13 protein-coding genes are annotated in these 13,212 nt (G+C 37.0%); 8 read left to right on the top strand and 5 right to left on the bottom strand.

Annotation, left to right across the window (positions count from 1 at the left end; translation table 11 throughout):
- Positions 1-64 precede the first annotated feature (64 nt).
- Positions 65-1,051, top strand: coding sequence for a hypothetical protein (locus V5290_RS15195; RefSeq protein WP_333387627.1), 987 nt, complete (start codon positions 65-67; stop codon positions 1,049-1,051).
- A gap of 8 nt (positions 1,052-1,059) precedes the next feature.
- A complete protein-coding gene (locus V5290_RS15190; protein WP_333387624.1) occupies positions 1,060-1,284 on the top strand; it encodes a SlyX family protein in 225 nt (74 codons plus the stop codon).
- A gap of 60 nt (positions 1,285-1,344) precedes the next feature.
- Here the strand turns inward: V5290_RS15190 and V5290_RS15185 are convergent, their stop codons facing one another.
- From V5290_RS15185 to V5290_RS15170, 4 genes are all read right to left on the bottom strand, one after another.
- Positions 1,345-2,076 (bottom strand): NRDE family protein, encoded by a 732-nt coding sequence (locus V5290_RS15185; protein ID WP_333387621.1) that lies wholly within the window; start codon positions 2,074-2,076, stop codon positions 1,345-1,347.
- Between the two features lie 3 nt (positions 2,077-2,079).
- Complete coding sequence (locus V5290_RS15180) at positions 2,080-2,580, bottom strand: DinB family protein (protein ID WP_333387618.1); 501 nt, start codon at positions 2,578-2,580, stop codon at positions 2,080-2,082.
- A gap of 131 nt (positions 2,581-2,711) precedes the next feature.
- Positions 2,712-3,383: a prepilin-type N-terminal cleavage/methylation domain-containing protein gene (locus V5290_RS15175; RefSeq protein ID WP_333387615.1), complete on the bottom strand. Its 672-nt coding sequence runs from the start codon at positions 3,381-3,383 to the stop codon at positions 2,712-2,714.
- Positions 3,383-4,741 (bottom strand): hypothetical protein, encoded by a 1,359-nt coding sequence (locus V5290_RS15170; protein WP_333387612.1) that lies wholly within the window; start codon positions 4,739-4,741, stop codon positions 3,383-3,385. The genes V5290_RS15175 and V5290_RS15170 overlap by 1 nt, the downstream gene beginning before the upstream one ends.
- Positions 4,742-5,071: 330 nt before the next feature.
- On the opposite strand from V5290_RS15170, the gene acs reads away from it, so the two are divergent.
- The 3 genes from acs to V5290_RS15155 all read left to right on the top strand — a co-directional run bounded on the left by acs (position 5,072) and on the right by V5290_RS15155 (position 9,713).
- Positions 5,072-7,021, top strand: a complete 1,950-nt coding sequence (gene acs / locus V5290_RS15165) for an acetate--CoA ligase (protein ID WP_333387609.1) — start codon at positions 5,072-5,074, stop codon at positions 7,019-7,021.
- Positions 7,022-7,215: 194 nt separating this feature from the next.
- Positions 7,216-7,656 (top strand): type II 3-dehydroquinate dehydratase, encoded by a 441-nt coding sequence (gene aroQ, locus V5290_RS15160; RefSeq protein WP_333387606.1) that lies wholly within the window; start codon positions 7,216-7,218, stop codon positions 7,654-7,656.
- Positions 7,657-8,045: 389 nt separating this feature from the next.
- A complete protein-coding gene (locus V5290_RS15155; protein ID WP_333387603.1) occupies positions 8,046-9,713 on the top strand; it encodes a hybrid sensor histidine kinase/response regulator in 1,668 nt (555 codons plus the stop codon).
- A gap of 47 nt (positions 9,714-9,760) precedes the next feature.
- Here the strand turns inward: V5290_RS15155 and V5290_RS15150 are convergent, their stop codons facing one another.
- Complete coding sequence (locus V5290_RS15150; RefSeq protein WP_333387599.1) at positions 9,761-10,399, bottom strand: response regulator transcription factor; 639 nt, start codon at positions 10,397-10,399, stop codon at positions 9,761-9,763.
- 384 nt (positions 10,400-10,783) lie between these two features.
- Here V5290_RS15150 and prmA point away from each other — a divergent pair, with 384 nt between their 5' ends.
- The 3 genes from prmA to fis all read left to right on the top strand — a co-directional run bounded on the left by prmA (position 10,784) and on the right by fis (position 13,075).
- Positions 10,784-11,668 carry a 50S ribosomal protein L11 methyltransferase gene (gene prmA, locus V5290_RS15145; RefSeq protein ID WP_333387596.1) on the top strand — a complete coding sequence of 295 codons (885 nt, stop codon included), beginning with the start codon at positions 10,784-10,786 and terminating at the stop codon, positions 11,666-11,668.
- 126 nt (positions 11,669-11,794) lie between these two features.
- A complete protein-coding gene (gene dusB / locus V5290_RS15140; protein ID WP_333387593.1) occupies positions 11,795-12,757 on the top strand; it encodes a tRNA dihydrouridine synthase DusB in 963 nt (320 codons plus the stop codon).
- A gap of 18 nt (positions 12,758-12,775) precedes the next feature.
- Positions 12,776-13,075 (top strand): DNA-binding transcriptional regulator Fis, encoded by a 300-nt coding sequence (gene fis / locus V5290_RS15135; protein ID WP_113820037.1) that lies wholly within the window; start codon positions 12,776-12,778, stop codon positions 13,073-13,075.
- Positions 13,076-13,212 lie beyond the last annotated feature (137 nt).

The following is a 13,212-nucleotide window of genomic DNA, read 5'->3' as shown; positions in this document are numbered from 1 at the left end:
CAGTATCTAAAACAGTTAACTTATACTAACCTTATAGCTGTTTACCAACAAAGACAATTTAATCATGCAATTAGCTAATACTTTTAAATCCCTTTTACTCGTAAGCACCCTTTTTTTAACTGCTTGTGAGCAATATCCACAACCTTTGCAGCAATTTGAACATGCTGCTGAGGGAGCTTTCAGCGCGGACATCTCCGATAATGGAGATTATTCGCTTATATCTTCCATCCACCATGGTATCAGTTTATGGAACAATCGAAACAATAAACTATTGTTCAATTGGTATCATCACCAAAATCAAGATAATGACGTTTTTATTGTTCGTTTATCAGCAAATAATAGCGTTGCCTTAACGGCCAGCCGTAACGAGTTTGCATTATGGGATACCAAAACAGGTAAATCGTTAGGATTTTACCAAGTATCCGACTCTCCTATACGAGATATTCAACTTTCTGAAAACGGCAATGTTATTGCTTATGGACAGGTTAACGGTAAGTTAGTTCACATTAATTTACAGACAGGCCGCCGTATTGAAGCCCCATTACACCAAGAAAAGGTGAATAGCATTGATATGTCTAACAATGGTCGTTATGTACTATCTGGTGGTAACGATCACCAAGCATTTTTATGGGATACGGATACAGCACAGGTAGTTCAGCGCTTTGAATTTGATCAGCGAGTCAGTTTGGTAAGATTAGAAAAACACGGTCGCTTTGCTTTTATCGCAGATACACAAAAAGCCTCTCAAATCTGGAACTTACAAACAGGAAAATTACAAAGTACGCTCATTTATAAAGCTCGCCAATCAATTTTCTCTACAGTACGCTTTGTCAAAGAAGGACAATACCTTCTTACAGGCAATGCAACACAGTCCGTTACCCTCTGGGATACGAGCACAGGGCTTAAACAACAAGAATGGGCAGTGACGGCAAGAAAAGAGACACGCCCTAAAACAGCTGTAGTATACTCCACATCATTATGGAACGATTCAGCAATTGTAACTGAAAGTTCTGCAGGTTTATTAGAAATTTGGCCATTGGCGCCTTTATAAGAGACATCATGACTGACAAACAAACAGCATTAGAAGAACGTATAGAACAATTAGAAATGAAGGTCGCGTTTCAAGAAGATAATATTGATACGCTTAATCAAGAGATATTTGAGCAGCAACGTCGTACTCAACAATTAATTGAGCAAGTTGCTTTATTAGCAGTAAAATTGAAAGAAAGTCAGCCGAATCAACTAGCATCTGAGAAAGAAGAGATGCGTCCACCTCACTACTAATACCAATCACTTATCTAATATAATTGATATAATATTAAGCATCACTGATTTTTAGCTATCCTAAAAAGTTAGTGATGCCTGTTCAATCGTTTCTGCAGTAAAATAGTCTGTATAATCAAACTTCACTTTCTCACCAATTGCTTTTTTCTGATTGACTTCAATCTGTGTAAAGCTCACTGTTTTAGCATCATCACGGAACATTTTTACCGAGCACTTTCCAGACTCGCCTTGATGCTGGTGGTATTGAATATAATTATCAGTACTGGCTGTTTGCACATTAATAGCGTTAAGAAAGTGCTGCTTACGGTAAGCTGATACGACGTCGAAATCGACACCAGAAGAGGTTACGGGTAAAAAGCTTGTATCAAGATGTGAATGCTGCAGTTTTTTACCATCCCACACGTATTGTATCGCTGCACCTTTATATTCACTTGATAAACCTGCATCAAATACGCAAAGCTGGAAAGCTTGGAAACAGCTTAAATCCATGGTTATTAATTGTTGATGGATATGCTTAACGTTTTCTAATAAACGGGGAATAATAATACCACGGCTAGTAAAGTTTTTTAGGTTTGGATCAACTTGTGCTTGGTAGTAATTAAGTAATGCTAAACTGACTCCGCTCTGGTGCGTGGCTATCCAAGTGCCGCCACCTGTCGGGTCAATAGGATAAACTGCGTTGAGTTTATGATTAAAAACAGGTGTTATCGCTTGAGGACGAGTACGTTGTTCGTCTCTATTAAAAAAAAGCTGATAACCTTGTTCTGTCAGGCGATAAGTTAATGTACACATTATCTAACCTGCACGTAAAAAAGTCGCCGTTGCAGGAGCAATCCCTAAATCACGATCAAGGTCCACTTCTTGCACTTGTGCAATATGTTTAATGGTTGCAAGGTGATGTACAGTATGACTACCAACAAAAATAACTTCTCGTGCTAGCGTTGTATCCACAGTAGCAACTTGCTTATCAACCACAGAAATTTCAGTGGATAGTTTCACATTTGTTGCCAGTTGCTCCGTTGTTAAGCCCTCTAAAAATAAGCCTATTTCTTGAATCGCTGCTTGTGCTGCTTTTGGACAAGTTTCAACTACCCCCCCACGACTTCGCTTATCGTAATCAATTAAGCCTTCAGGGAAGCCATTAATAACAGACTGGTAATGATCTAATATATGACGCATATGCGCACCAGCTGAACTCATAAACATCGGAGAAATAATTTCTGTATACTGAGCTTCTGTAACTGCAGCTAAATAAGTATTAGCCTGTTGTAATATGACAAGTTGGCTTTCTATCATTGGCCAAACATTCCTTCAAATTAAATAATATAAGTTAGAGTACGATAAGTACTTTATAGTTCAATTGTAGCATGAGCTCACTTACTTATTTATCACAAAGTCATAACATCGAAGGCATTTACAGTACACTGCTATTGTTCAAATAGATTTAATTGATCTACTTGCCCATAACTATCCCACCCTATTTGATCCTTGGAATTTGAATCAACACTATAAATAGGTGGTGTACTGTTATTAGAATAAAACCCATTCGCTTGATATACATGACTGTTATAAATAACAAAATCACCCGTTTGATATTCTTTATTGGGGTCAAAATAAAGCATTTCGTTGATAGCAATGTTTGGCGTTACAATTTCTGGAAATAACGCTTCAGTTTGTTGTTCAAATTGTTCTGATATTAACGTTACCAGATTAATTTGTTGTGTATAAACAACGCGCTGAACTTCCCCTAAATTATTAGACCAAGATATATGCAAATTAATTTCTTTAAATTGATTATTCGCATTAAAATCACTGCCTACATTAATAATTTCCCACTCAATAGAGAATATTGTATTAGCCAATTGTATATCAGTTTCAACTTGATTATGTAGGGCCAATATATCATTAGGGGTATTTATATTTAATAACGCTTCTAATTTACTAGTTGCTAATGAAATAGCTGACGCATGTGTAATATTATTATTTTGCTGCTGCGAAATTTTGATTTGTAAGCCACTCATATTCAAGGCAGTTAAACTAACAATAATGAGCGATACTAAAATCTCGATAAAAGTAAAACCTTGATTTAATTTTTTCATTAGAAGTCCCTCCATGTACCAGCAATTATTTGATAATGGCTTGCCGAAGGGATCACTGCGAGTTGTTGATATAAGGTTTTTAATACTTGTTTGTCGTAACGCACTGACAAATCGCTTGATGTTAGCTCATTATCCAAATCCGATAGTTGAGTATAAGAGCAACTATATTCACTCAATAGGGCTCCATTTACCGTTATTCCTGAAAGGTTAATCGCCTGCTGCTGACTCGTTTCCTGGCTATTATCTTGATGTTGGAGATGCTCACTATTACCAGATAATACTTCATTTTCTGGCAATAAATACAACATGCCAATAACAGCGCTTTGTATGTGTTCAGCAGTAATAAATGTACCTCCTTCCATAAATACCATTTTAGGAAACTCAGTCGTCCCAATTGTAAAATGTTGCTCTCCTGATAATGAGCTAGAGGTGGCATCTAGAGTACTAATTTGACAGTCACCTTCGATATAAATAATAGAGACGGAGTCTTCTAACTGAGCTAATTGTTGCGAGCAATCCATTGTATTTCCGTAACGCATATCAATGTAAGCGACCTGCTCCGATGCAATAAAGTGCTGTTTTGCATCAGCCCAAGTGACAGCAAAAGTATTCTCAAATAACGAGCTACTATTTGTTGTATCGTCGATTTGAGGAATTTGATCAAAGATTGTATTACTAAAAGACGCAGCGCTCCCCCATTGTTGCTGATTAACAGTTTTTATACGTGAAGTACCTTCAGTATCAACTAAGGCCCCCAAAACAGTTTGAGGATCTAAGCGACTATTATCAGGGCATAAAGCGAGCCCTTGAGCATTTAATTCTACGTCTGACTGACTAATAACGATATTATCGGCAATGCTTCCAGGTGATAAGCACTCACTGGGCGAAATGCCTTCACACCCATCATTAATCGTATCCGTTGCATTAAGCTTTAAGCGACCATTACTGAGCAATGGCGCATTGGGAATATCAAAAGCCATATTGTAATAAACTTCTAGGGATATATTTCTAAGGGCCGATTTATCACTGGAATAACCCGTTGATGAAATTAATAGTTTATTATTATTTAGGCTACTCACTCTTACTTGATAATCTAACTTAAGATTATCCGGAGTAGAGTAAATAAAAGGTAATTGACTCAACATATCATGCGCATTAGTGGCTGAACTCAATTTATTCAACACTAAATTAACACCTGATTCCGCGTTGATGAAGGCTTCACTATTGGTGTAGTAATTACTCAGGACTTTATTGTCCATTAACTGCAAATAAGCCATATTAGTCGTGTAAGCAATACTTGCAATGCTCAGCACCATGACAATAGCTAATACCGCAAACCCACGGTTTCTGTTATCCATAACGTCTCTCCAGCATCCTTGTTTTCCACACTGAAGAGACTAACGCTTCCCAATACCTAATTACGTTTGATGCTCTTACGTGGTGTTAATTAAGCGTAGCCATAAAAACACAATATACGAGTGATAAATTAAAAAATATTTGATGTTTGGTTTATCTTTTTATTGATGTTGATCTCAAATATTCAGCTAACTTAATGAGTATTAACATTTATTTAACAACATAGGCCTATCTCACAATAACAATTTTATCTGTCATTTAGAATCGAATGAGAAGTCATTAAAAGCATTAACCCTTTAAGTAATGAATATTACGTAATAACGGAGCGAGCAATGAGCGAGAATAATATTTACCCAGTTTCATCTGAAGTAGCCAAGAAAAGCTTATTAACGAATGATCAGTATCTATCTGATTATGCTGAATCAATCGAAAATCCTGAAAGTTTTTGGAATGAAAAAGGTAAAATTTTAGATTGGATTACCCCTTACACTAAAGTGAAAAACACCTCGTACGCACCAGGACAAGTTGACATCAAGTGGTTTGAAGATGGCGAATTAAATGTTTCTGTTAACTGTATTGACCGCCATTTAGCAACACGCGCCGATCAAGTAGCACTTATTTGGGAAGGTGATACGCCAGATCAAGATGCTAATATTACTTTTCAAATGCTTTATACACAAGTATGTCAATTCGCCAATGCATTGAAATCGTTAGGTATTAAAAAAGGTGATGTAGTTTGTCTATATATGCCAATGACCCCTGAAGCAGCGGTTGCTATGTTAGCTTGTACTCGTATTGGTGCTGTTCACTCTATTGTTTTTGGCGGCTTCTCACCCGATGCCATTGCCGGACGAATTATAGATAGTAATGCAAAATTAGTGATCACAGCAGATGAAGGTCGCCGTGGAGGTAGAACCGTTCCATTAAAAGGTAATGTTGATGAAGCGTTAACACGTGATGGAACGAACTGTGTTGAGCACGTCATTGTATTAAAAAATACTGGTGCAGATATTAATTGGCAAGCAGGCAGAGACATTGATTGGACAGAGATAACTGATACTCAACCGACAGATTGCACGCCAGAAACGATGAATGCGGAAGATCCATTATTTATTCTTTATACCTCTGGTTCTACTGGCACACCGAAAGGGGTTCTACACACGACTGGTGGTTATCTTGTTTATGCCGCAATGACCTTCAAATATGTATTTGATTATCAAGAAGGTGATATTTATTGGTGTACAGCGGATGTGGGCTGGATAACAGGCCATAGTTATTTAGTCTATGGGCCATTAGCAAATGGTGCCACAACATTATTATTTGAAGGTGTACCTAACTACCCTACTACGGCACGTATGAGCGAAGTAGTAGATAAGCATAATGTAACATTACTGTATACAGCCCCTACTGCAATTCGAGCATTAATGGCTAAAGGCGATGAAGCAATTGCTGGGACGAAACGCAGCTCTTTACGTATTCTAGGATCTGTTGGTGAGCCTATTAACCCTGAAGCTTGGCAATGGTATTACGACAAAATAGGCGATAAACGTTGCCCTATTGTTGATACTTGGTGGCAAACAGAAACAGGCGGAATTTTAATTACGCCATTGCCAGGTGCAACAGATCTTAAACCTGGATCAGCAACACGTCCTTTCTTCGGCGTTAAACCTGCCCTTGTTGATAACGAAGGTAATATTTTAGAGGGCGCTGTAGAAGGCAACTTGGTGATGTTAGATAGCTGGCCAGGTCAAATGCGAACATTGTATGGCAACCATGATCGCTTTGAACAAACGTATTTTTCAACGTTTGATAATATGTATTTCACTGGTGACGGTGCTCGACGAGATGAAGATGGCTACTATTGGATCACAGGACGTGTAGATGATGTATTAAATGTGTCAGGTCACCGCATGGGGACCGCAGAAATAGAAAGCGCATTGGTATCACATCCTAAAATAGCAGAGGCAGCGGTGGTTGGCGTTCCCCATGAAATTAAAGGGCAAGGCATTTACGCCTACGTTACGCTAAACTCAGGAGAATACTCTACACCTGAACTGTATGCAGAAGTAAAGCAATGGGTTCGTAAAGAGATTGGCGCTATCGCAACCCCTGATATTTTACATTGGGCAGAAGGATTACCTAAAACACGCTCAGGTAAAATTATGCGCCGTATTTTACGTAAAATTGCTACCGGAGAGAGTGATCAACTAGGAGATACGTCTACCTTAGCTGATCCGAGTGTGGTGGAGCAATTGATTAAAGAGAACCAAGAAATTCAATAATAACACTATCACAATTGACCTTTGCATAAGAAACCTGGTGGTAAGTTACCAAAATGATACAAATGAGAGCATATATAACCACTAACTAGTGTAAAGGTTACTAATAGCCAACAAGATACTTTACCGTTAAACTCCTCGATAGCCTATCCGTTATCGAGGTGTTTTTTTATTGGGCAAAGACAAAGGAGTATTAAGTGAAAGTATTAGTATTAAATGGACCAAATCTCAATTTATTAGGTAAACGTGAACCGGAAGTTTATGGTAGCCAAACACTCAACGATATTATTGAAGAGCTATACACTGAGGCAAAGTCATTGAATATAACGATGTCACACTTACAATCAAATCGTGAATATGAACTTATTGAAAAAATCCATGAAAGCGCCGGTGAAATAGACTTTATTATCATCAATCCAGCTGCATTTACTCATACTAGCGTAGCAATAAGAGATGCCCTATTGGGAGTCGCTATTCCATTTGTGGAAGTTCACTTATCCAATATCCATAAACGTGAAAAATTTAGACACCATTCTTATCTTTCAGATGTTGCATGCGCAGTAATATGCGGGATGGGTGCGAAAGGTTATTCATTTGCTCTACAAAGTGCATCAAAATTTGCCCTCACTAAAGGTTAATCATTTACAAAAATGAGCAAAAAAAACTATAAAATTCATATTATAAATTTAAAAAAAGTCATTTAATTTCAAGAATATTAAAAACTACCCGTTCGGGTAGTTACTTTCTTAATAAGCTTGAGGCATTGTATAGCTGTCTTAAGGAATTGAGGCATAGTAGTACACCCACTTTGATGCCAACTAAATGGATTTTTTATTCGATTTGTAATAAAAAGACATATTACAGGCGAGCCTAACTTTGTTAGGCTTTTTTTTTGCCTTCCGTTTATACTATATTCATCACGTTAACTCGTTAATAGCACAGATTAAAAATTGCTTACTTGGCAGCCTAAAAAATCTCGGTATACCAATAGGTCAAATTTCAACAAATAGTTAAAATAGAGAGTGTAATGCACCAAGAAATTTCCGATACACATCAAACAAGATGGCAGTCATTACGTCATTTTAATATTGTTATTATGCTTTCGTTTATTTTCTTTTTTCTGATAGGTTCAGGACAAAGCTATAGTATTTTTAATTCATCGCCTATTTTCATCAGTAGTTATCATGTACCTATTTCAATATTAATATTCTCTATCGTGGCATTATTTGGTCTAGTAAGAAAGAAAGATAAACTGGTTCATTTTATTATGCCGATCACCTGCTTTTCGATTACTCTCTTTGTCTCCATTAACAGCCACTTTCAAGAGCAAACTTACCAAAATAGCTTTTTATATTTAGTCTTGTTATTACCTATTTTTTATTCATATTTATTAGCTTATAAGAGAGCTCAGCTCATATTTCATAACTTATTTTTAGTACTTTGTTATGTCTTTACTTCGCTATTAGGGGAAACCAGTACATTAGTATTTTTATTTAACAGTACATTTTTAATTAGCTTGTCATACCTCACTATTTTCACACCACATCGCCCCCATAACGATCAGCAAATAATTACAGAAGTAAAACAAGAAAGTGCAAGTTTATTAAGCCAACAAAGCGCCCTTTATTTAAAGCGTATTGTGCATGATATTAGACAGCCCCTAAGTAGTTTATCTTTATATGGTCATCTATTAGAAAATAAATTAGCAGGTACTGCACAAGAAAAATTAGCAAAAAATATTAAGCTTGCTTCGGAAGATTTGGATCGATGGATGGCTAGTTTGCTTGATTTAGCGCGCCTCGATAGTGGTAACATCACTCCTAAAATAAACGAATTTAGTTTAGCTTCAGCGTTATCTCCTTCGATTAAAAAGTATCAACATCAAGCTTTAACATCTGGTATTAAATTAACTAGCCGATTACCAGAATTAACGATTAAAAGTGATAAAAAACTACTCGCTGAGGTAGTAGAAGTATTATTAAGTAACGCACTAATTCATGGTCAACAAACACCAGGTTCAAAAATATTACTCAGTGTTCGAGATTATAAAAATAAAGCGCTATTACAGGTTTGGAATCAAGGTAATCAAATTCCTCCTACCCTTTTTGAGAGCTTATTTGACGAGGTCGCATTAGCAGAGAACCTATTACACAATAAAACCAAAGGGGTTGGCTTAGGTTTAGCAGTTGCACAACGAAAAGCATTTTTATGTGATACAAAAATTGAAGTTGTTACTAACCAATACGGTAGCCGTTTTAGCGTTATGCTAGAAACAGCAGATCATGTCACTAAACATATTGACCTGAATAAATTCTCTAACCATTCAACGCGATATAAAATACTATTAGTTGATGATGACCAAGGTATTTTAAATGCATTAAGTATGTTGCTTGAAAACTGGGGATATATTGTCGACTGCGAAGAAACAGCAGAGGCTGGCCTACAAAAATATTATACAAACAGTTATGACTTGCTTATTACTGATTATCGTCTTCCTAATCACAAAACCGGATTAGATATGATTAAAGAAGTAAAGAAAAAAGATAATATTCCAGCTATTTTATTAACTGGTGAAGCAGATCCTGGGAAGTTAAAAGAGGTTCAAGATACAGGAAGAATAATCAATTATAAAATTCTAAATAAGCCAGTTAAACCAGCATCATTAAGGTTTTTGTTGAAACAGTTATTAAACTAAACAATACAAAGCTACTTTTCTTAATGTTAGGTAGCTTTAGTCATCTGTTATACTTTTATTAATCCAAGTTTTAATGCTTTATCAACCGCTTTGATACGACTTGATGAACCTGATACATCTAAAGCTGTATAAAGTCCTTTTTGGTGAAATTTAACGGTGTCCTGTGAAATACATAAAATATCCGCTATTTCTCGGTTTTTTCTTCCTTCATGAATCAACTTAAGAATTTGTAACTGTCTTTCTGATAGATGGAAAATCTCTTTGTTTCTTTCTTCTAATTCAGCAATTTCTTGAATTGCTAACGCGACATGCTCAGGTACAAAAATATCACCAGAAGAAATACTTTGTAATGCCTCTAACATGGCTGCTGGCGAATAAGATTTAGGAATAAAACCTGCCGCCCCTTTTTGTAAGGCAAGATAAACATCTTGATAATCTTCACATGCGGATAACACCACCACTGGCGAAGCAACTTCTTGCTTTGTTAGTGCTTCTATTAATACAAGGCCACTCATATCAGGCATATAGAGATCCATCAGAATCAAATCAGGCTGAATCTGCTTTATTTCCGGCAGCGCTTGAATTGGACTGTCGAAAGTAATCACCGTATTGTCTTCATTTTCTAAGGTTAGTTTTAGACCATATAAAAACAGTTGGTGATCATCAATAATCACTATTTTATTCATTGAAACACCTTTCCTTTCTGAATCCACCATTTCCAATGAAATCACTCGTCCTCATTCAGGAGTTAATTAGTATACTGTCTTTAAACACATTAAAACTTAAAAAGAGGTCAACAAAACACCATTTTCTATAAAATTGCGCTACAAAACATTATAAATTTCAATATCTAAGGTAATTATTATACCTATAAAAGCACTAAGGAAAGATACCTTAGAATAGGTAAATATAATTATTTTTTATATTTACCTCATTACATCAAAAACACAACTATTGATTATCACTTACCCATTAGCTGATACTCAAACCACTGCTAACGCTATATTAATCAGCTAATACCCTGTATTCTTGCGTTCTATCTATCTACCGCAATCAAAAAAGAGAAAATCATGCCTTGGATTCAGCTTAAATTAAATGCAAGTAACACGAATGCAGAAGCAATTGGTGAATTATTAATGGATAACGGTGCTTTATCAGCAACGTTTACTGATTCTCAAGACACACCCATATTTGAGCCGATGCCAGGAGAAACTCGTTTATGGGGAGATACTGACGTAACAGGTTTATATGATGCAGAAACAGATATGCTACCAGTCATCGCCTTATTAAAAGCCAGTGATTTATTAGCGGATGACTTTGCCTTTAAAATAGAACAACTTGAAGATAAAGACTGGGTACGTGAATGGATGGATAATTTCCACCCGATGCAATTTGGCCAGCGCTTATGGATTTGCCCTAGCTGGAAGCCTGTTCCTGATGAAAATGCAGTTAACGTCATGCTAGACCCAGGACTTGCTTTTGGGACCGGTACACATCCAACCACAGCTTTATGCCTGGCCTGGTTAGATGCTCAAGACTTACAAGACAAAGTAGTAATTGATTTCGGTTGTGGCTCAGGCATTTTAGCGATTGCCGCATTAAAGTTAGGCGCTAAAAGAGTAATTGGTATCGATATCGATCCACAAGCCATTACCGCAAGTCGCGATAACGCACAACGCAATCAAGTATCTGATCAATTAGAATTGTACTTACCAGAAGACGCACCCAAAGATATTACCGCTGATGTTGTAGTAGCTAACATTCTTGCTGGTCCATTACGTGAACTATCAAGTAATATTGAATGTTTAGTAAAACCACAAGGAAAATTAGCATTATCTGGTATTTTAGAGCAACAAGCCGAAGAATTATTGTCTGTTTACGGCCAATGGTTTGACATGGACGCAGCTGAAATCAAAGAAGAATGGGCTCGTTTATCGGGTATAAAACACGCTTAAATTACTGAGAACAAAGTGTTGCTCAATTTGCAAGCAAAATAATTTCAAAATGGTTAATAATTAACCTTTATTCTGGATGAAAAAATGCGTAGACTACGCCGCCTTAACTTAGAGAACGCTTAGAATATGCGCATTGGACAGTATCAATTAGACAATAATCTTATTTTAGCCCCGATGGCTGGCGTCACTGATCGCCCTTTCAGAGAGCTTTGTCGAAAGCAAGGCGCTGGATTAGCCGTATCGGAAATGTTGTCATCCAATCCTCGCGTTTGGAATAGCACTAAATCTAAGTTACGAATGGACTACCATGATGAATCAGGTATTCGTTCTGTACAAATTGCTGGTTCTGAACCACTAGCAATGGCCAACGCTGCACAGTTAACCGTTCAGCAAGGCGCTCAGATCGTTGATATTAATATGGGCTGCCCAGCTAAAAAAGTGAATAAGAAAAAAGCAGGTTCAGCATTATTACCACACCCAGAACTAGTGAGAGCTATTTTAGAAAGTGTTGTTGATGCCGTTGATGTACCTGTTACTTTGAAAATTCGCACCGGCTGGGATCCAGAAAATAGAAATGGATTAGAGATTGCACAGATCGCTGAAAAAGCAGGTATCCAAGCACTATCAGTGCATGGTCGTACACGCCAATGTCTTTTTAAAGGTGAAGCGGAATACGACACGATAAAAACGATTAAAGAAAGTATAACAATCCCTGTGATTGCAAATGGTGACATTACCTCTGTAGAAAAAGCAAAATATGTGCTGGACCATACAGGAGCGGATGCCATTATGATTGGACGAGGCGCACAAGGTGCACCTTGGATATTCAATGAAATTAACCACTATCTAAACACCGGGCAACATGCTCAACGTTTAGCGCAAATGGACGTTACAGAAATACTCATAAATCATGTGCAAGCCTTGCATGGTTTTTATGGTGATGTAATGGGACCTCGAATCGCTAGGAAGCACGTCGGGTGGTATTTAAAAGAGCAAGACAGGTTAGGTTATTTTAAGCGAAAATTTAATGCGATAGACAATGCCTCGGAGCAGCTTATTGCATTAGAAACTTATTTAAATCAATTGTAATTAAAAGAGTTAACACCCATGTTTGAACAAAATATTTCTCAAGAAGCACTGACTACAACAACTAATATTCCTGCTACAGGGCAAATAACTCAACGTCCATTACGTGACTCAGTACGTCAAGCTGTTTCAGGTTACGTGGCAAAATTGAATGGTCAAGATACGACTGAATTATATGAATTAGTATTGGCAGAAGTTGAAGCGCCAATGTTAGATATCATCATGCAATACACTCGTGGTAATCAAACTCGTGCAGCAACTATGCTAGGTATTAACCGCGGTACGTTACGCAAGAAGCTTAAAAAATACGGCATGGGCTAAGCCTCACTTATTTTAATCTAAAAAAGCGACCTTAATGGTCGCTTTTTTTATGCCTAAATTTGACCCGTCCTAAATAAGGTTGACACTTTTCTACCAATTAATCGGAGAGTGTTATGAAATCAACAACTAGACGTACT

The sequence above is a fragment of the Psychromonas arctica genome (assembly GCF_036697365.1).
GTDB classification, from domain to species: domain Bacteria; phylum Pseudomonadota; class Gammaproteobacteria; order Enterobacterales; family Psychromonadaceae; genus Psychromonas; species Psychromonas arctica_A.
Note: the sequence above shows the minus strand (reverse complement) of the source record. Positions and strands in the feature narration are given on the sequence as shown.